Consider the following 20,132-nt stretch of genomic DNA (forward strand, 5'->3'; position numbering starts at 1 on the left):
AAAAAAACCCCCCAAGACGGGGGGAACCCCCGAATAAAAACGCCGCTGGCGCAATAGCGACGCATCGACTTGGAGGTTTCCTCCAAGTTGTGTGTGTCAAGACAACACACCCTACGAGCTATATTCAATTGAACCATACAATCTCTGCTAGAGTGGCTAGGGCAGGTTTGTTTTAGGCTAATTTGTATGTATTAAATCTTTAGCATAACCTGCCCCTACAGTATCCTAACTCCCTGCGTCCTCATGGTAGATATCGGAGTCAAATTATGCGCTACGGTTATAAAGAATGAACAGCTCAGATTCAAAGCAACTAACCAAAAAAGTTTTATTTATTAGTAATGGACATGGTGAAGATCTCAATGCTGTCCAAATTGTTAAAGCCTTACGCCAACAACAACCACAGTTAGAAATCGGAGCAATGCCGATCGTCGGTTATGGGAATGCTTATCGTAATTTAGATATAAATATTATCGGCCCAACCGAAGCTTTACCTTCCGGCGGCTTTGTTTATAACGACAGGTTTAAACTCTTAGAAGATATTCGCTCTGGTTTACTTACCCTATTATGGCGACAGATTCAAGCTATTCGTAAATATGGTAATGATTGTGAGGCAATTTTTGCCATTGGGGATGTAGTCGTATTGTTGGGTGCCTATTTTACAGGTAAACCTTATATCTCATTTATGGTATCGAGTTCGGCATATTACGAACATCGAATGCAGTATCCCAAACTTACCGAATGGCTGCTAAAATCCGATCGATGTCTTCAGATATTCACACGCGATCGATATACCGCCAAGCTATTAAATCAGCAGGGTTACGATAAAGCAATATTTGTCGGATTTCCCGCGATGGATGCCCTAGAAATAATTGGGAAAGATTTACAATTATCGCCCGACTTACCCTTAATTGCCTTATTACCAGGAAGTAGATTGCCTGAAGCTGGAACTAATTTACAGTTACTTTTAGATCTGGCAATTGCGACTACACCGCTATTTCCCAATGGGATTCAATTTTGCGCCGCCGTCACCCCAAATTTATGCTTACCCGATGCAACAGGTAAGATTCCCCTCCAACAGGTAGCAGCGCAACGGGGGTGGGAATATCATCCCACAGGTTATTTGACTCATCCCGAACATCAACTCAAGCTACGCTGCATTTATGATGCCTTTGCGGATATTTTAGAGCGGTGCGATCTTGTTGTGGGAATGGCTGGGACTGCGATCGAGCAAGCAGTCGGATTGGGCAAACCAATTATTCAAATTCCTGGTGCTGGCCCTCAGTTTACCTATACTTTCGCCGAAGCGCAAATGCGCCTTTTAGGCTCGTCGATTCAAACCATCGGGAATAAACCAGCTACGGCGGACACAATTACTCAAGCGGCGCAAGCGATTCAGCGCACGTTGGGGGATGCCGAATATCTCCAACAATGTCGGGAAAATGGACTAGAGCGAATCGGCGGTGCGGGTGGTGGTGACGCAATGGCGCGGATTTTTGCCGGTCGATTTTTAAAAACCGAATATCGTCTCAACTATGATTGGAATGATTAAATGATGAGCTATATCTGGCGATCGTAGCCGATCTGATAATCATTTTAATCACAGTTGAGACGATCTGTACCAATCGATCGCCAGCTCGGATCGGCAACCGCCCATGAAGAGTTAAAATGGATTAGAACGATCTCCATTTATGCGTCAATTTTCTGGATATGCACTAAGTTGATTTTCAAATCCCGATCTCAAATTCAATACCGACTTCTAAACTCCCTGGCTAAATTGTCGAGCATAAAACTGAGCATAACGTCCAGATCGATCGAGCAGTTCGCTATGAGTACCTGCTTCGATAATTTCACCATTTTCGATGACTAAAATGCGATCTGCTTTTCGTACCGTCGCCAGACGGTGAGCGATAATAAATACAGTGCGATCTGCCATAATTCGTTCTAGTGCTTCTTGAACTAATGCTTCCGATTCGGAATCTAGAGCTGAAGTTGCTTCATCGAGAATCAGAATACGGGGATTAAATAATACTGCTCTAGCGATCGCAATCCGCTGTTTTTGTCCGCCCGATAATGTCGTCCCTTTTTCGCCGACATAAGTATAATAACCTTGTGAAAGTTGAGAAATAAATTGATGGGCATTGGCAATTTTAGCCGCCTCTTCTACATCTTTAATATCGAATTGTGTCTGTCCAAAAGCAATATTCTGAGCGATATGTCCAGAGAGTAACACCGTATCTTGTGGGACGATACCAATCTGACGGCGGAGACTTTTGAGTGTCACATCGCGGATATCGATCCCATCGATCGAGATGCTGCCAGATGATACATCATGGAAGCGATTTAAGAGACTGAGAATCGTACTTTTACCCGCTCCAGAAGCCCCGACAAGAGCGATCGTTTCACCTGGTTGAATATTTAAGTCGAATGATTTGAGAATCAGTTTATCGGACGTATAACCAAAGCTGACATGCTGATAATCAATTTTACCTGTAATGCGAGGTAATTCGATCGCATCAGCCTTTTCGATAATTGTTACCGGAATCTTAAATAAGTCAAATACTCGATCGACAGAAGCTTCTCCTTGTTTAATCTCATTGAAATTACTAGTAGTGATCGAGATTGGATCGATCATGAAAGCGATTGCGGTGGCATAACTAGCGAATTTACTACCTGTGAGATTTCCTAACGAAATTTGCCAACCAGCTAATATAAATAAGAATAAAATACTAGCTGCTTGAATAAATCCAATAATTGGATACTGGAAAGCTTTGAGATTTTCAGTACTATATTTTATCTGACGGTTTAATTCTGCTTCTTGCCCAAATCTAAAATTAGCATAATCTTCCGCTGCAAAAGCTTGGATCGATCGCATATTACCAGTAAATTCAGTGACTAGTGAAGATAAATCTGAAGTTCTATTTTGACTGCGTAGTGAAAATTTGCGTAACTGTTCCCCAAACCAGCCCACTAATACAGCAATTATTGGCGCAATGATAAATACAGCAATCGTCAATTGCCAATTTACCCAGACTAGATATCCTAAAATCAGGATTAATTGCAGGATGCAGGGAATGAATTGATGAAAAATCTTGTAGATTACTTCAGCCACTCGATCGATATCTTCAGTTAAGCGATACGCTAAATCTCCAGTCTGCACCACCTGAGTATAAGCCGAACCTACTTTGAGTAAATGATTATAAATCCGCTTGCGTAAATCTAATGTCACAGCAAATGCCACCTTTGCCATCAAGGCATCTTGCCCATACTGAGCGATGCCACGAATTATAAATACCAACCCACCAATTAGACTTAATTGAATTAATAACTCGACATTACCTGCACCTAGATATTGAGATATATCTCCTGCCATATATGCCATGATTGGCGAAAAGACACTGAATAAGGTAACGCAGAACAAGCCGACGCTAATCATCCGCCAGTGAGGATTGAGATACGGTAGGATTTGCCAATAGTTAGAACGCTGCTTCAAAACACTCACTCGATCGCTGAACGACTTAATTATAGACGGGATTGGGTTTTAGTTTGTTCGCAAACCCCTAACTAGTATACGTAAACATCAATAGAAATTGTTTCGATCGGTTGAGAATTACTGTGCAGCATCGATTTAATATGTTCTGTCGTTGCTCGGCTGAAGATAGCTTCTCCACAGTTAGAGCAAACTGTAGTAGGAATATTTTCCACAAGCTGAAACCTCCCGTCAATTTGAAACACCTCGCTAATATTATCGGTGTGCAACTTTCTTGAATTACAAACATGGCATTTAAACATTATTCTCTCCTGGTTTTGTAGTCAATCCATTCATTTTCATTTGGTTATTAATTAACTCATAACTTCCATCAAACATGCCGCAATTCGTTTCGCCGCACCTGGTTTACCCATCCGTAACAAACCATTTTGCGCGATCGATTGTAGTCGATCTGGCTGCTGTAATAATCTTTGCATCTCCACCCCCACATCTTGCGGCTGCGGAACTAAAATTACCGACTCACCTAATAATCGAGTTTGCGCCTCCGCAAACCCTGGGGTAAACTGAGGGCCTGCACCTGGAATCGTAAAGGCAGGCTTCCCCAAACCGATAAATTGCTCCGTCGCCGTACCCGCCATCGCGATCGCGCAGTCACCTTGTTGCATACACTGAGCATAAGCTTGAGTACAAATCGCGATCGTGGCATTTTCCCGCTGATAATAAATTGTGTCCAAATTAATAGCAAAATTGGCTAGTTCCAAATTGGGATCGACAACTGGTAGCCAACCCGATCGACTGAGATTGCCCTGTAAGATATCCAAATCGAGTGTTGGGACAATTGTCGCCAAACAGACGATTTTACGCTGCTTGAAGACCGGAATCAGGCTGTTTACAGCAATAATTATTTTGCCCCAATTGGCATAAGCTTCGGGGGGGCGAGAGCCAGGAAGTAAGGTGACAATGAGCGGACGAGCTAGTTCGCGACGAGCGGGCTGTGGCTGATAAAAAAGTGGTTTACTCAAATCCGTCGCGACTCCATCCATCATCGGATTACCGAGATCGAATGCGGGAATCTGCCATTGTTGGAGCAATTCGGTAGTTAACTTATCGCGGGGAAATACCGCCTTACATCTATTTCTACTCAATAACCAGCGTTCCCAAGGGAAATAATAAGAACCAGTTTTAACCTCGATCGAATCTCGCTGCGATCCTAAAATTTGTCCCCGATCGTCCCGAATATAATACTCGGATTTCGCCGTGCCGATAAAAGCATAATCAGCCCCACTCAACCACGCAAATAATAACGGTACAATATCCCCGACTGCGAGAATTTTCCCCCCAGATTGTGCCCAATTACGTGCAGTCTGAATTTGATCGATCGTCAATCCCGCCAATCCCCCCTGTAGATCGCGTACCAATTGACGATTATCTTTGTTAATAAATCCTCCTGATGGCATCGTCTGAACCTTTCCAGCGATCGGGAAATTATGACTACTATAAGCATTACCCACACCCACGATCGGCAAAGTGACTATTTCTGGTGGCTGAGGTAGTTTTTGCAACTCCTGAAGAACGGGTAACGCGATCGCATCTTCACCATGTCCGTTGCTGATACAGAGTAATTTCATTTAGTGGGGAGTGGGGAATGGAGAGTGGAGAGTGTGGGAGTTCGCCCAACACCTAAAGCCTAAAGCCTAAAGCCTAAAACCTAAAACCTAACTCCCTGACAATTTCCTGAAAATACCATATAATAGAAGGACTTGGGGCTGTAAAGGTTTCGACGTGTTGGCGAAAGCTGCACTGTGATACAGGTCGAGAGGGAGTCTACTCTCGTTAATATCGGCTCAAAATAAATATAGATGCAAACAACATTGTACCTTTCGCTCGTAAAGCAGCTCCTGTAGCCGCCTAAAAAAACTTACGATTAATTTCTAAGTCGAGCATTTATAGTATGACTCCGTTAATTACTATAACTAAACCCTCAACGGATGCTCTATTTAACCGTCTCTGGTAGGTTAAATAGCTAAGATTCATCAGAGCATCCTGCGACCTGGGACAATTGGTCACTCCCGTCTTGAGGATTAGATAGACTATACCTGTGAATGAGCGGAAAGTTAATACCCAGGGCGGACGGCAGTTCGACTCTGCCCAGCTCCATTAAATTAATTAATAATTAGTAGTTGATAATTAATCATTAAATTTTAGACCCCGATCGAGACTCAGATGTCGAGCGGGGTTTAATTTATGGTAGATAGTGGATAGTGGATAGTTGAAAGTTGATAGTTGTTAAACAAAAAGCCTAAAGCCTAAAGCCTAAAGCCTAAAGCCTAAAGCCTAAAGCCTAAAGCCTAAAGCCTAAAGCCTAGAGACGTGCATAGCTTTTGACGTACTCGATCGGAATTCCCCAACTAGAGTTATTAATTTTTTCTTGAAGTGCATCACTGACTGTCGAACCATTTTCGAGAATTTCGGGTGTTTCCCACAACGGATTTGCATGGACACCGTTGATACCTATTAATTCACCGGAGCGATCGAGCATTGGGCCACCACTCATCCCCTTGCTAATTGCCCGATCGAAGCCAATGCTGTAGCCACCAGAGATGGCAATTGGCAAAATTTGGGTAATTTGACCACTGACTGTATTTAGCCTCCTAGCAGCCTTTACAGGCTCGGAAACGTCGGTGTCGCTGATGAGTGGGAATCCAGCCGACCAGACTCGATCGCCAATTTGGGGACTAGCGATGGCGAATTTGGCGACAGCATAGGTGCGTTTAGTTTTAAACCGCAGAATACTCAAATCGCGATTTTGTCCAGTTGGCGGTGCGATTAATGCAGCTGCGTAGATTTGCCCATCATGAGTTCTGAGTTGAAAGGGGGCACTAGCGGCTTGAATGACATGAGCATTGGTAACAGCAGTATAAACCTGCTGCTGTCGATGGAGTAGCACTCCCGAACCGATAGTTTTGCCATGTGCCAGTACTTCGATTGAGATCGATCGTAACTGGTGCTGCAATCTCTGCTCGTGTGTAATGGCTAATTCCGACACCACAAAAGATTGGGTTAAAATTTTAGGTAAAGCGAGCGTCAGCGTTGTCACATACAACATTGGTGCCATGCTAACGAGCCAATCTTGCCATTGAGGAGACGCAACTCGATTTTCCTGGGGGGCGGCTGCGCCAACGCCTTGCGTCTGCTGTGTAGAATCGTGGGGGGTCTTGGACATTTATAAATAGGATCGGAGTGAAAACCGTAAATTTGTAGATATGTATTTCACTGATGATGTTCTAGGATAAATAGTAGTGCAATTGTAAATTACAATCGAGAAATAAAATACATGCTGGAACTATATCAATTTGAGTTATCGCAATTTTCGGAAAAAGTTAGATTAGTTCTCGACTATAAACGGTTAGCATACCGCAAAATTGAAGTTGTGCCTGGGATGGGCAAATTAGATTTATTTCGGATGTCTGGACAAGGACAAGTCCCCGTGCTCAAAGATGGCAATAAGGTCATTGCTGACTCTACCGCGATCGCGCTCTATCTTGACAAAACTTATCCAGATCGACCCATTATTCCCATCGATCCGCAGCAGAAAGCAACCTGTCTACTCCTAGAACAGTGGGCTGATAACTCGTTGGGTAATCAAGGGCGGACAATTTTGTTAGAAAGTCTCAAAAGTAGCAGCCTGCGTACTTCTATCTTACCCTCAGGTACACCCGATATCTTCAAAAATTTAGTTGGCTCGATTCCCAGAGAAGCCATCGATATACTGGGGTTGGGTTTAGGTTTCACACCAGACGCGATCAAAGCGGCTAAAGCCGAGATGCACCGCAGTCTCGAATCAATTTGTATGCTCCTCACCCAAAATGGCGGCTATCTTACGGGTGATACCCCTACTCTGGCTGACTTGACGGTAGCAGGTTTGAGTCTCTTGCTCAAAATTCCTGAAGGTCCTTATCTCGATGTTCCATTTAATCTCAAAGGTAAAGGTATTCCAGGCTTTGCAGATAATCCTGACTACGATCTCTTTTTCACCTGGCGGGATAAGTTGTATGCTGATTTCCGCAAACCTCACCTCCCCAACATTAATAATTCTGGAGCCGCACCAACGACACCAACGACAATTGCGATCGATTAATTTTTGACATCGACTTGTCTTCTGAGTTTATAACAGACAGCCCCGATTTATAGAAATCGGGGCTGTCTGTTACTTTTATACATCTTCTAACCAATGTCGCTACACTGTTGTAATAAACTTCTGAGCTTTTGACGGTATGTTGCTTGAACAGCACGCTCTCTTTGTTGAATGATGCTCCAGATTTCGTCCCAATTTTCAGAAATAATTACATTGATTCGATCGATACTTTGTGGTGAAGATACCAACTTACGATTCGGCTTGAGTTTAGCCATGTTTGTTTTTCATAATTGAGGTTGATAGTCTCGACAATCAATTGCTGCTTCCGAACAGGCAACATGAGGATTGACAGTACACTTCAAGTAGCAGCTATTAGTAAAATATTTACATTTATGACAAGGAACTTGATGTAATCGTTTGACGTAGACAAATCCGATTTTCCAATGGCGTGCTAGAGCTAGACAAGCACTAAATACCATGCCCCAAACTAGAATAAAGCAAATTAAACCCATTTACTAATTAAGCTCCACACTGTCTTGTAAGGTGGACGCTAGAGCGTTAAGTCGATGCAATCCTAATTGTGGCTCTGATTTCTGCCAAAAGTGTTCGATCTGGTGACTGACTAGTTCGGGATGGAAGTGATGAAAAAAGTGTCCACCCGTTGAGCTGCGCCAAATTGTATCGGCTGATTTAAAATAGCTATGCCAACCATATAGAGCAGATGATGTAATAACTGGATCGTCTTGACTAGCACAAATTAGGAGCGGTATTTCTACTCCGCCTTCAGGTTGGATATCCAATCGAAATAGTGAGTGATTTGATGGAGACTCGACCAAATCTCTACTTAATCTGTCTACTAAATCGCTAATATAATTAGGGTAAATATGTGGAAATAAATTACTGGCGATCGATTTCAATACACACTCGCGACGATCTGGCAAAAATCCTAACTGTGAATAGTAATATGAATGCCAATTAATCGCTGGCTGAACTGCAACGCTGAGTAATGTTAATGAGGCGACTTTTGCTGGATAAATACGTGCGTATCCTAAAGCAATTACCCCACCAACTCCATGTCCGACTAGATGAACGGGACACTCTGAATTGTCTAAATGTTCCTGTAATAGGTCGATCGCGCCGTCAATTGAGCTACCCTCGTCTAATGTCTGGTAATATTCCCATAACTCAATTTTGACTACTTTTGATAGATTATTGAGGAGACGGCGATGAAAATACTTGAGGCTAGGGCTAGCACTAACCCAGAGAAATTTATTCATATCGATTGGGATAATTAATATCTAAATAATGGTGAGGAATCGATCGTAACTGCCGATCGATATATTAATAACTAGTCTCGATTATCCGAACTCCTGCGCGATTTGAGCAACCCAACTTTTGATTCGTTCATCGGTCAATTCCGAATCATTTCAGCAATACTTTCTGTTTTGCCAGTTTGTGTACCAAAGAAAAGACCGATCTTCGACATGTGTTTAATTCCTATTTATGAATGTGTATCGATTCCCAAGCGAGCTGCTAAAATTGGATCTGCTTCAATCCATAAGATCTCGACTGTCCAATTCATATGTGCAGCCAAAATATGTCATACACCACCACCAAGTCAAATTGCACCAATCCATAAGTATCCACCGATAATTTAACTATTTTGGTATTACTAATCGCTCGTGGCTTCAGTCAAGATCTATCGATCGATAAATCGTGAATTATTGAATTTGTAAAAAATAAAGCAAATAGCTTAAAAAGAATAATTTGCAATAAGAGAAAAGCAAAGATGTCCGATCTAATCGAGATCGGGTCACTCACTACCCGTACTCAACTTAGATCTACATCACATTCCCCACCTCAAACTATCGTCAAGACAATCGAGACAAGACACAATCGTTGTGCTGTCCATACTGCCTTAGCGGTTGCCATACCATCTACACAAATCGGATTGACTTTTGAGAATGGCTCGATCGCTCGCTCCGACTTATTTAGTACTTATTTCAACAAGTCTTTCAAAGATACTAGCACAGTTATTGAGAATATATATCATTTATTACCAATTAAGTTTTGTAAAAATAGCTCGATCGAGAGGATCGAGCTATGGCACCAGTCAGAACCTATTCCTCAGCTCTGACACCTGTAAAATACTCTGGCTCATTTCCAGCAATCCACTTGATATTGCAGCCGATACTCGGACGTTGATGGGGATCTACATCCGTACCTGCTAGGAGTGACTCGATCGCTTGGCGCAGATCCTGCCCAGTGACTGGTTTGTCATTAGAAGGGCGACTATCATCCAATTGCCCGCGATAAGCCAAGTGAAGATCGCGATCGAACAAAAAGAAATCGGGAGTACAAGCAGCAGTGTAAACCTTCGCCACAGCTTGGCTCCGATCGCAGCAAACAGGGAAATTAAACCCTTCAGCATGGGCTAAAGCTTGTAAATGTGCTGGAGCATCATCAGGATATTTCTCGATGTCATTGGGGCTAATTGCCACCATGCCCAAACCTTTGGGTTCATAGTCTCTGCCAATCTGTGCCAATTGAGTCTGAACGTGTTTGACAAAGGGACAGTGAACGGAAATAAACATAACCAACAACGCTGATTTTCCAGTAAAAGTATCTAGAGAAATCGGCGTCCCACTGACCACATCAGTGAGGTGAAAGTCAGGTGCGCTCACACCCAAAGGTAGCATCGTCGATGCAGTTTGTACCATAAAATAGAGGATAGGGATGAAGGGCGATTTAGAGGGTGTTAGATCTGGAGTTCAGATCCATTCTAACCGCCTCCTAAATCCTAATTCCGAACCGCTGCTTTTGTATACAGCGGCACTAAGGATTGGAGCAATCCATTTGCGGCTTTCCCATACTCCTCAAGTTCGACCAATTGCTCGACAGCATAAGTCATACTTTCTTCCAGTTTTGGCATAGTTGGGTAGCTTTTTAATACCTCTAACAACAGATCGTCAAGTTGATAATCTCGCATCGTAGCGGCAGATTGGCTACTAAAGTTAAAATCAGGTCGCAGCATTACCAGTAGGATGATCTTTGCCCGCAACGGATTGGTATAGCTCATCACGTTTTGCCGCAATACAAACGGATCGTATTCAGGCACTGTCCAATCTGCTGCTGGAGATTCTCCCTCCCCAAATTGACCTGCTGCCGGGAACTCTGGATCGTAATAGGTTTCGTAGGCAGATTCGTCTACATCATCGCTGACTGGTACTTGCGTCTCAAATTGAGTAGCTATTGGAGAGTAGGCACGCTCTAATGCCGACGGAACGACCTGGTTAGAAAATGCTTGAGTCGGTGCTGGTGTATAGGCACGTTCGATCGCCGAAGGGACGCTGAGACTGGATACTTGCGTGGGTTCGGGCGCGTAGGCACGTTGAATGGCGGAGGCGACACCCTGTAATGATGAGCTGGTAGGTTCGGGATGGGGAGTGGGGGCGGCTGGTGTGGGTATTGCCTGACGAGCAGGAGCAGGTGTCGCTTTCCCAGCATGTTCTTGGCGAAATTCAGGATATAGTTGCCCGATCGCTAAATAAATTACTTTGGCAACTTCAATATACTGTTTAGGCTTATTGACTGTTTTAATCAAATTTTGTAATAATACCCTAAATCGATCGAGCGTATTATGTTCTCTAACTATCTGTTCGATTAAATATTGGAAATTAATCGAGTCTAAATAGTCAGTATCTTTCTCCCACCTACTCGTACATAGACAATACAGCATTTTTTTGATGCGAACTGCCTCTTGATGTTTGTCTAAGTAGTTAACGACTTGTCGAAGTAAATTTGGGTCATTAATCCTCATGAAGTTAACCAGCTTTTATCTAAGTTTTAGTCGAACGATGCCACCGAAAAGTACTTTTTATTACTGAATTTATTTGCAAAACTCAGTATACTCACACTTTATACCAGTTTAAAACTACTAGCGATTGACGTAGATTTAGGGTACCCTGAGATCTTCAGTTACTAGTCTTTATGTATTGGTGCAAGATATGAGTATACTTTAACGGCTGTAAATAGGTGTTGCCGATCGAGAAGAGCGATCGTACCGTAATCGAGCAACGCCTACTTCCATATTGTTCCCACACAGGGAGCATCGCTAACTAATAGATCGAATTTAGACCTTCGATGGAGTTGCTTTTGCTAAATTGTCTCGATCGATCCGAATATCTAACTTACTATCTTCACCACCACCGAGCGAACGGGTAACTTCTCCCAGGACTAGTGGCTCAGAGACTCCAGGGCGAGGATGAATCACTGTCCGCACCCGCACCTTGAGTTGTCGATCGACCGAACCTGAGCGACCGTAAGAGTACAAATCACCTGCGGCTTGACGGAGAGTTGCTTCCAATCCTGTCTCGGTAATCGGTGTAGCAACTACAATTGTCGCTCGATCGCTACCGTTATCATAGATGAGGGAGTAATGCAGCGCACCAGGAATATTAGCATGGACGATGGGAACTAGACTCAATCCAAATAAGCCCGCAGTCAACACGCCCATAAATCCGGTCGCGCCTACCAATCGAAATTTGAATCCCCATTTGGCGATTAAGGCAACGATCGTTACTACGGCAAAAGCTAGTGTAGCAATTCCCGACCATTGACAGTATTTGAGAAAGTCAGCAGTTGAAATCATAGAATGATGGTGAATGGTGGATGGTGGATGGTGGATGGTGAATAGTACAAGGGTCTGTAGGTTGGGTAGCACACTCAACCAAAGTTTCTTTCATCCATTAGGCGACATTTATGTCGGCTCAGTTGCTCCTGCGGAGAATCGCTCGGCTGAAGTTTTTAGCCTACAACAATCTTCAATTACTTTCACAGGAGGTCTATTAATTATCGCAATCTGGAAATTATCCATATCCGCAAAATTTATCGTAGGGGCAATAAATTACCCCTACGATAAATTTTGCGGACGGCTAAAATCGATGCTCGACTGTCAATTAATTTGACTATCCATTCTCGTTAGTGACAAAATCAGCCAGTTTAGCCTCACCTGTCATTTGGAGTGCGGCTTTGAGCGTGTGCCAGCCGAGGTTGGCACATTTGATGCGGACGGGAAATTGAGCGACCCCTTTCATGACATTGAGCTTCCGCTGCGCGGTGGGAAATTCAGTTTCCCCTTTCATCATCCCTTGAAAAGTTCCGACTAACTCTAGAGCTTCATCGATAGTCTTACCAACTAAAGCTCCAGCCATCAGATCGACCGAAGCCATGGCAATCGCACAACCCTCGCCTTCAAATTTGATATCGGTAACGCGATCGCCACTAGCATCTAATTGAAGTGTTAGCTCGATCGTATCACCACAGGATGGATTGTGTCCTTTCTGATATAGATCGATTGGATTGGTTTTACCGCGATGTTTGGGCTTCTTGTAGTGTTCGAGGATGACTTGTTGGTACAGATCTCGCAAATTAGTCGTATTCATAGCAATTTCAGCAGATCGATCGATAACCAGATCTTTATTATCATCGATCGCTACTCCACTAGCTACTCCCTTCCCGCCCAATCACTAGAATCTGAACAGGTTCAGTAAACCATTGAATGGGGTCAGGATCGTGCTGAAGCCATCCCCGATCCGAGTCAGACCGTTGCGCCCGATCACGATCGTGTCGTTGTTTTGTAGGCGCGGATTATTTTCAGGATCGATCCCTCTAGTAAAATTGAGTTTGATCAACCGTTTTGTGACACTACCATTGGGATTGAGCCGGATAAAGTCAATTTCATTCTTATTAGCCCGAACATTATCAAAACCACCAGCAATTAGCAGTGCTTGGTTGAGAGTGGTATTGGGAGGCACTTCGAGCGTACCACCGCGACCAGCTTTGTTGGCGATTTCACCAATTACATTGACCTTGATTGCTACAGGAGAAAACGTCGAAGATGCGACGAGATCTACATCCTGTGCGCTAGGATTCTGAGCGATCGGGATAAAAATTCGATCGCCTTCTTGGAGGATGATATCCTGACTGGTATCGCCCTGCTGTAGCAGCTTAAACAGATTGAGGGAGATTTTCTGTTCGCCCGTGCGGGTCGTCCGAATCAACTGAATTTGACGAATATCGGCGGTTGGTTTGATCCCTGCTGCTGATTGAATTGCATTGGTAACAGTAGGCAGGGCAACAGTTCCATTCAACTGAGTATTATTATTTGTGGTATTACCCGCTCCAGTCACGGTATAAGTACCTGGACGATTTACTTCACCGACAACTACTACTTTTGGCGGACTGATTGACTGTGGACCGAGGTTGGAAGCAGCGACTAAAGTACTATTAGCGTTGTTGATCTCGGTCGCAGTGGGTAGCAAAATTGTGTCACCATCTTGAAGGATGATATCCTGACCAAAATCTCCAGATTTCAATAGGCTCAATAGGTTAATCGGCACGGTTTGACCTGCACCCGTTCGGGTATTCCGTCGCACCCTAACTCGGCTCAAATCGGCTGAGGCAGTACTACCTCCAGCGATTTTAATTGCTTCTGTAAGTGTAGGTGGTGTTACCCGTCCGCCACCACCAACAGATCCACCACTTTCTCCTCTGAGTGTATAGGTACCTGGTCTGCCGACTTCTCCCAAAATTGCCACTTTCACAGTAGCGTCTTGATTGGCAAGGTTAGAGCCTGAGAGCCGCAATCTATCGGCAGCACTAACGGATTCAGAACGGGCGATATAAACCGTATCTCCATCTCGCAGGGTAATGTCCTGCCCAGTATTACCCCGTTGGAGGACATCGAAGATATTGACAGATACGATCTTGCCACTGGCAGCACGGCGGACTTGAACTTGACGTAAATTGGCAGTTTGAGTAGTCCCACCAGCCAGTTGAATTGCTTGGCTAACCGTGGGGAATTTGCGATTGTCACCAGTGAAGGGGATGGTATACGACCCCGCACGAGTGACTTCTCCAGCAATGGCAAACTGGACGGGACGAGGAGCCAAGACACTAATGGTCACAATCGGACGTTTGACGTAGCGAGAGAAATAAGCAGTCAGCAATGCCGAGGCTCTTTGAACAGTCATGCCTTGAATCGGAATCGCACCAACAACAGGAAGATTGACTGCACCATCTCCCAGCACAAAAAATTCACCACTATATTCTGGAACGTTAAAGATATCTATCCGCAACCGATCTCCAGGGCCGAGCGTATAAGAGTCAGCAAAATTATTGGCAGGTGCGGCTACTCTGGTGGTGGGAGCCTTTTTGGCAGGAGTTTTTTTAACTGTGGCTGGAGCTGCTACACTGATTTTGGCAATAGTTGCCGCTGGAGTTTTTGGCTTACTTGTCTTCGCTGGAGCTGCTACACCGATCGACTGGAGATTGGCGATCGTTAGTGTTGGCACTAAACCAACGATTAGACCTTTGTAGAGGTAAGTCCGCAAACTAGCAGTATTCATAAAAAATTTAGATATTATATTGGTTTCGAGTTGGTGTTTAACAATCTAGCTCAAAGCTGAGAGATTGGCGATATTTTCAGTCTTCTATCGTACATTCAACGAATTCTAGTTTTCGCTAACAATTTTCTGCCGTTAGTTTTAAGGCGATTTGATTTGACGACGCTTGGCAACAATTTGATGTTCCTTGAATAGCTTACACTACCCGTTAGGATCTCTTTTCATTATGCCCAATCGATCGAGCAAAAATAGCGGCTGATGCTCTAAACCGATCGATAAATTTTTTAGTTACTTGCGATCGTCTATGGCGATCCTAAATTATCGGCTTACCCTAGAGGGCGCACACTATCGCCAGAGGCGAGGCTACGCCAACGACTACGCATTGCCTACGGCAGGCTAACGCCAACAGTGCAGGTGAAACACCGCCCATCAGACCAGTTGCCCATCAGCACTTTTCGCTAAACCCTCTGTGCGATCCGCTGCGCGTTGGCGAGAGCCTGCGACTCCCGCGCCTACGGGGAACCCTACGTGCGGCGAATCGCCATCCACCATCCACCATTCACCAAAAGCCGATCGAGAAGTGTTAACCTAAGACTAGGCATGTTATAGCAAGAATTTCGATGTTGCCATCTACAAAAAAAGTCGTTGTTGGACTCTCAGGTGGAGTAGACAGTTCTGTTGCTGCCGCCATTCTCTGTGAGCAAGGTTATGATGTTCTCGGTCTTACCCTCTGGTTAATGCGGGGTAAAGGTCAATGTTGCTCGGAAGGAATGGTAGACGCGGCTAAAATTTGCGAACAGTTGGGGATTACTCACCAGATTGTCGATAGTCGCGATACTTTCGAGCAGTATATTATTGACTATCTCGTAGCTGGTTACGAAGCTGGCATCACACCATTACCCTGTTCCCAGTGCAACAAGGCTGTGAAATTTGGGCCGATGGTCAAATATGCCAAAGCAGAGTTAGGAGCCGACTACATCGCCACCGGACACTATGCGCGAATTACCTATGATGATAATTTGCAACGGCATCAATTGCGACGGGCGATCGATCGATCGAAAGATCAAACCTATTTTCTGTACGATTTAGACCAAGATATTCTAGGTGCGACGATGTTTCCGCTGGGGGACACACTTAAAACCCAAACGCGAGAAATTGCCGCCGGATTGAATCTATCCACCGCCGACAAACCCGAAAGTCAAGATCTCTGTCTAGTCGAAAAACACGGCTCGATGAAAACCTTCCTCGACCAATATATCAACGAACGTCCAGGCGAAATTGTCGATACTCAAGGCGCAGTCCTCGGACAACATCTCGGCATCCATCATTACACGATCGGTCAACGGCGCGGAATTGGGATTGCGGCACCAGAGCCTCTATATGTAGTCTCACTCGATGCGATTAAAAATCGGGTCGTCGTCGGTGCTCGTGCTGACGGACATGGTTCAGAATGTACCGTCGATCGAGTTAACTGGGTATCAATCTCGCAGCCAACCGCCCCGATTCGTGCCGAAGTACAGGTTCGATATCGATCGGCAGCCGTACCTGTGAGCGTAATTCCGCTGGCAGATGGCAAGGTAAAATTAGTGTTTGACGATCCTCAATTTGGGATTACCCCAGGTCAAGCGGCGGTCTGGTACGACGGAGATATCGTCCTCGGCGGGGGCATTATCGATCCGATCGTCGTTTAGGCATTGCTGAATTGGGATCGCGGTGGCTAGGTTAGTTCCGGTAGAAAATAAACGCTCGCGCAGTCGCAGTATGGGTGTCGATCGCGGCTTATAACCCACATTCCGCACCTCATAAAATTCATGTCTAAAAAGCCTTATTTTTCGTGAATGTAGGGTGTGTTATCCCTTACGGGATAACACACCGTCAGGGTTTGAGGACGAAGATCGGTGCGTTTTGCTGGCTGCCGCATTAGCACCCTACACAAGCGAAAAATTTAAGTGCGGAATGTGGGTTATAAGTTTCAACAACCCCCTCATTACTGCTAACCCAGCTCTGGCCGATTGTGATGTGGAAATCCTCCTCAACAAATCGGACGAAGGCAACACGAATAGAATGTCTGTGAGTCAAAGAGCTAGAGCCGAATTAGCATCAGGCAAAAGTCTAAATTGTTAACTTTTAACATTCACCTGGAAGACGATATCGTTATAATCCTTGTCGCCGCCACCGTACAGATCTTCTACCCCAAATTTATTATCACCCAATAGTCGGAAGTGGTCTACTCGATCGGGATTGGCTCCGAGATAGTTAAAGTAAGCATGAATATTACTATTTGCTTGGTTTTGAGGATTGCGGTTGAGGAAATCTTCAAAAGTACCATTAGCCACCATTACCGGAGCGAAGATTTTACCACCCGTAATCGATCGATTCGATAGAGTTTCAGTCTTGGAGCTACGCAAAACCACACTCTTAATCGCAGCTTCGGCATAACCAGCATCGCCAACTTTCAAACCATTTGCGAGGGTACCTAATGTGTCTTCGACGGCGTAAAAACCGATGTAGTTGTTATAGGCAGCATCGCTGACACTGACGGTATCTATTTTGAGGGTTTGTCCGGCAAAGTTGCGTAAGTCGAGGACGGCACCTTCGGGTTTGGTTTGTAAGTTAGTACCGATCGCAGGGGTAAAATTGTCGATGGTTTCTACTTTCAATACCATGTCATTGAAAGCACGATTTGTTTTACCGTCATCGATCGCATTTGTCCAAGCAATTTGATAGCCGCCGTTATTTGGTAAGGCGGTAAAGTTGGTTTGACTGGAATTGTTGGCATTCGCTCCAGGGAGGGAGAAGAGTACCTTGGGTGTAGATTTGCCAGCAGCAAGAGCGGCTTTGACAGTATCGATCGAATCATCGGCAACTAGACCGAATTGGATGCGATCGCCTGGTGTAATATTCAGGTAGCGTTGGGAGTTGAGGTCGAATCCATTATCGATCGGGTTATTCCCCAGATTGGAGAAGATGACTTGAGACCTGTCGAGTGCGGCATTTAAGTAACCCGCTGTACCTGGCGCAATGCCGCCGATCCGCCCTAAATCGTCATCAACGACAAAAGCGAAGGCTTCGTTCTTCCCGACACCTTCCTGAGCCGTTTTGGTGAGTTTTAGGAGCGATTTGGATGTGCCACCTGCGATCGAAAGGAGGTTAGGTTGGGGTTGGGTGAGTTGGGGCGTTTGGGCATCGTTATCGGTAATATTGACGATCGCACTTGGAGCCGCAGGGATGATGTAGGCGGGATTGGCGGTGAGGGAGAGGATGACGGTTTCGGTACCTTCATAGATTTTGTCATCGATTGGGTTGATGTCGATCGAGGTGGTGGTGCTACCTGCGGCGAAGGTGGCGATCCCGAGGGTGGGGTAGTCTTTGCCGTTGGTGGCGGTGCCAGCGAGGGTGTAATTTACCGCTAGGGCTGCGATGGTTGCACCTGTGCGGGTGAGGGTAAATTGCCCAGGGTTGGGGGGTTGTCCGGTGAGGGTTTCGGCTGCGTCGGCATCGGTGGCGGCGATTGTAATTGTCGGGATTGTCGGAACTGGAGGAACTGGAGGAACTGGAGGAATTGGGGGAATTGGGGGAACTGGGGGAACTGTGGGGAGTTCGACTAATTTGGTGGTGGTTTCAGCGGTGGCGGTTTTGGTTTCGGTTCTGCCTACGCCGTCGGTGGCGATGCTGTAGAAGCTATAGGTTTTGCCGATTTCGCCTGTATAGGTGCCGCTGGTTTTGTCGGTTTGGTTTTGCCAGAGGGTGTAGGCTCCACTATCGACGGCGACGTAGACATCGTATTTACCTACGCCGCTACCGTCGTCGGTACCTGCCCAGGTGACGTTAATATTCTGCCCTGCGGTGGTGGCGGTTAGGGTTTGGACTTTGCTGGTGGGGGCGTTGGTGTCGATTTTATTCGACCAGACTGGGGTGACGATGGGGGCGTTGGTGTCGAAGACGATGCTGGCTTGGGCATCGATGCTGGCTCCGTTGGGGGTATCGCCTTTGGCTTTGATGCGGTAGTTGACGAAGCCGTCGCCGTCGCCGTTAGCGTTGTTGGGGGGGAGGAAGCCGTCGGTGACTCCTTCGGCGGGTTCTCCGGTGAGGGGATCGATGGTGATGATTTTCCAGGTGACGAGGCGGGTGGCGGTGTCGAGGGTGGCGGTGAAGTCTACGAAGTCGCCGATGGTGTCGCGGAGGTCGAGGCGGGTGGTGTAGTTTTGGAGTCCGTCGGGGACGATGATGGTGGTGCTACCGAAGCCGAAGTCGCCTAGCTCGAAGGTGTTGAGGTCGAGGTCGCTGTCGAGGGTGTGGGTGATGTTGACGAGGACGGCGGGTGCGGTGGCGGTGGCTACGTTCTCGAAGCGGATGGTGTAGGGGAGGATGGGATCTGTGGTGAGCCAGCGATCTGTTCCTGTTCCGCCGGGACCGATTATGTCGTTGGGGTCGAAGGGGAAGACGGCTTGGGTGCTGCCATTAGCTTCTTGTCTTCCTTTTGCAGCGGCAGTAAAGTTTGCAATGCCAGCCGCTCCTCCTACGGCTACTCCAGTTTTAATTCCTTGTTTGACCCCAGTTTTAACTCCTTGCTTAATTATGGCTTTGACTCCTTGTTTAGCTGCAAATCTTCCAGCTATCACAGCTCCTACGGCCACTTCATCCCCAGGTAGAGGATCTATGACTGTACCTACGAACAAGAGTCCCAAACCTATGTCTATGCCAACTTCAGCCAATATTTCAAAACCACCAGGATTTTGAGGATTTTTAGGAGTTAATGGTTGAGTCATTGGTTGTACAGTTGGCTGTATTTTTGGATTTGTTTTTGGATTTGTTTTTGGTTGTCGTGGATCTTCCCGTGGTTTGTCTTGAGGAATACGAGTAGGTGGTGTTACTGGGGTGATTGGTTGAGGCTTAGTGGTGCAGAAAAGTATTTTATTCAAGAATAAGAAAATAAAACGACCTTAGAAAACTCAATTCGCCTATCTAAACGACTCCGAGATCCGGTTTCAATCGTGTTCAATCCCAATCTGATAGCTAACAGTTGAGCGATTTCGACCATCATCAGTAAATTACTCAAAGCTTGAGCATTCCTAATTTTGGAGCGCAAGATTTCAAAAGTGCC

General features: G+C 45.5%; 17 protein-coding genes, 1 other RNA gene and 2 pseudogenes. 5 read left to right on the forward strand and 15 right to left on the reverse strand.

Annotation, left to right across the window (positions count from 1 at the left end; translation table 11 throughout):
* The first annotated feature begins 286 nt into the window (after positions 1-286).
* Entirely contained in the window at positions 287-1,549 is a 1,263-nt protein-coding gene (locus ACEW9J_RS22195; protein ID WP_373547255.1) for a lipid-A-disaccharide synthase-related protein, read from the forward strand.
* A gap of 207 nt (positions 1,550-1,756) precedes the next feature.
* Here ACEW9J_RS22195 and ACEW9J_RS22200 read toward each other — a convergent pair whose 3' ends face one another.
* The 3 genes from ACEW9J_RS22200 to ACEW9J_RS22210 form a co-directional block, all read right to left on the reverse strand.
* On the reverse strand, positions 1,757-3,490 hold the full coding sequence (locus ACEW9J_RS22200) for an ABC transporter ATP-binding protein (RefSeq protein WP_373547256.1): 1,734 nt from the start codon (positions 3,488-3,490) through the stop codon (positions 1,757-1,759).
* 71 nt (positions 3,491-3,561) lie between these two features.
* Entirely contained in the window at positions 3,562-3,789 is a 228-nt protein-coding gene (locus ACEW9J_RS22205; RefSeq protein ID WP_373547257.1) for a YgiT-type zinc finger protein, read from the reverse strand.
* A 51-nt stretch (positions 3,790-3,840) separates the two neighbouring features.
* Positions 3,841-5,115: a lipid-A-disaccharide synthase-related protein gene (locus ACEW9J_RS22210; protein WP_373547258.1), complete on the reverse strand. Its 1,275-nt coding sequence runs from the start codon at positions 5,113-5,115 to the stop codon at positions 3,841-3,843.
* Between the two features lie 134 nt (positions 5,116-5,249).
* On the opposite strand from ACEW9J_RS22210, the gene ssrA reads away from it, so the two are divergent.
* Positions 5,250-5,647, forward strand: a transfer-messenger RNA (tmRNA) gene (gene ssrA / locus ACEW9J_RS22215).
* A gap of 202 nt (positions 5,648-5,849) precedes the next feature.
* On the opposite strand, the gene ACEW9J_RS22220 is transcribed toward ssrA, so the two are convergent.
* Positions 5,850-6,710 carry a serine protease gene (locus tag ACEW9J_RS22220; protein WP_373547259.1) on the reverse strand — a complete coding sequence of 287 codons (861 nt, stop codon included), beginning with the start codon at positions 6,708-6,710 and terminating at the stop codon, positions 5,850-5,852.
* Between the two features lie 111 nt (positions 6,711-6,821).
* Between ACEW9J_RS22220 and ACEW9J_RS22225 the strand changes: the two genes are divergently transcribed.
* Positions 6,822-7,625: a glutathione S-transferase family protein gene (locus ACEW9J_RS22225; protein ID WP_373547260.1), complete on the forward strand. Its 804-nt coding sequence runs from the start codon at positions 6,822-6,824 to the stop codon at positions 7,623-7,625.
* An 86-nt stretch (positions 7,626-7,711) separates the two neighbouring features.
* Here ACEW9J_RS22225 and ACEW9J_RS22230 read toward each other — a convergent pair whose 3' ends face one another.
* From ACEW9J_RS22230 to ACEW9J_RS22245, 4 genes and pseudogenes are all read right to left on the reverse strand, one after another.
* Positions 7,712-7,897 (reverse strand): hypothetical protein, encoded by a 186-nt coding sequence (locus tag ACEW9J_RS22230; RefSeq protein ID WP_373547261.1) that lies wholly within the window; start codon positions 7,895-7,897, stop codon positions 7,712-7,714.
* Between the two features lie 9 nt (positions 7,898-7,906).
* Positions 7,907-8,134 (reverse strand): hypothetical protein, encoded by a 228-nt coding sequence (locus ACEW9J_RS22235; protein WP_373547262.1) that lies wholly within the window; start codon positions 8,132-8,134, stop codon positions 7,907-7,909.
* Positions 8,135-8,137: 3 nt separating this feature from the next.
* Positions 8,138-8,899 carry an alpha/beta fold hydrolase gene (locus tag ACEW9J_RS22240; RefSeq protein ID WP_373547263.1) on the reverse strand — a complete coding sequence of 254 codons (762 nt, stop codon included), beginning with the start codon at positions 8,897-8,899 and terminating at the stop codon, positions 8,138-8,140.
* A 137-nt stretch (positions 8,900-9,036) separates the two neighbouring features.
* Positions 9,037-9,108: pseudogene (locus ACEW9J_RS22245) on the reverse strand (flavodoxin FldA); the annotation flags it as partial.
* A gap of 303 nt (positions 9,109-9,411) precedes the next feature.
* Here ACEW9J_RS22245 and ACEW9J_RS22250 point away from each other — a divergent pair.
* Positions 9,412-9,759, forward strand: a complete 348-nt coding sequence (locus ACEW9J_RS22250) for a hypothetical protein (RefSeq protein WP_373547264.1) — start codon at positions 9,412-9,414, stop codon at positions 9,757-9,759.
* On the opposite strand, the gene ACEW9J_RS22255 is transcribed toward ACEW9J_RS22250, so the two are convergent.
* The 5 genes from ACEW9J_RS22255 to ACEW9J_RS22275 form a co-directional block, all read right to left on the reverse strand.
* Positions 9,743-10,342, reverse strand: coding sequence for a thioredoxin family protein (locus ACEW9J_RS22255; RefSeq protein WP_373547265.1), 600 nt, complete (start codon positions 10,340-10,342; stop codon positions 9,743-9,745). The genes ACEW9J_RS22250 and ACEW9J_RS22255 overlap by 17 nt on opposite strands.
* Before the next feature lie 80 nt (positions 10,343-10,422).
* Positions 10,423-11,442, reverse strand: a complete 1,020-nt coding sequence (locus ACEW9J_RS22260; protein WP_373547266.1) for a hypothetical protein — start codon at positions 11,440-11,442, stop codon at positions 10,423-10,425.
* 312 nt (positions 11,443-11,754) lie between these two features.
* Positions 11,755-12,273 (reverse strand): Ycf51 family protein, encoded by a 519-nt coding sequence (locus tag ACEW9J_RS22265; RefSeq protein ID WP_373547267.1) that lies wholly within the window; start codon positions 12,271-12,273, stop codon positions 11,755-11,757.
* A gap of 316 nt (positions 12,274-12,589) precedes the next feature.
* On the reverse strand, positions 12,590-13,066 hold the full coding sequence (sufU, locus tag ACEW9J_RS22270; RefSeq protein WP_373547271.1) for a Fe-S cluster assembly sulfur transfer protein SufU: 477 nt from the start codon (positions 13,064-13,066) through the stop codon (positions 12,590-12,592).
* Between the two features lie 84 nt (positions 13,067-13,150).
* The gene (locus ACEW9J_RS22275; protein WP_373547268.1) at positions 13,151-15,031 is read right to left on the reverse strand and encodes an SLBB domain-containing protein; all 1,881 of its coding nucleotides are present in this window, start codon (positions 15,029-15,031) and stop codon (positions 13,151-13,153) included.
* A 617-nt stretch (positions 15,032-15,648) separates the two neighbouring features.
* Here ACEW9J_RS22275 and mnmA point away from each other — a divergent pair.
* Positions 15,649-16,719, forward strand: a complete 1,071-nt coding sequence (gene mnmA / locus ACEW9J_RS22280; protein ID WP_373547269.1) for a tRNA 2-thiouridine(34) synthase MnmA — start codon at positions 15,649-15,651, stop codon at positions 16,717-16,719.
* 429 nt (positions 16,720-17,148) lie between these two features.
* Here the strand turns inward: mnmA and ACEW9J_RS22285 are convergent, their stop codons facing one another.
* Both ACEW9J_RS22285 and ACEW9J_RS22290 read right to left on the reverse strand, forming a co-directional pair.
* A complete protein-coding gene (locus ACEW9J_RS22285; RefSeq protein ID WP_373547270.1) occupies positions 17,149-19,797 on the reverse strand; it encodes a DUF4114 domain-containing protein in 2,649 nt (882 codons plus the stop codon).
* 149 nt (positions 19,798-19,946) lie between these two features.
* Positions 19,947-20,132: pseudogene (locus ACEW9J_RS22290) on the reverse strand (hypothetical protein); the annotation flags it as partial.

The sequence above is a fragment of the Chamaesiphon sp. genome (genome assembly GCF_041737865.1).
GTDB lineage: Bacteria > Cyanobacteriota > Cyanobacteriia > Cyanobacteriales > Chamaesiphonaceae > Chamaesiphon.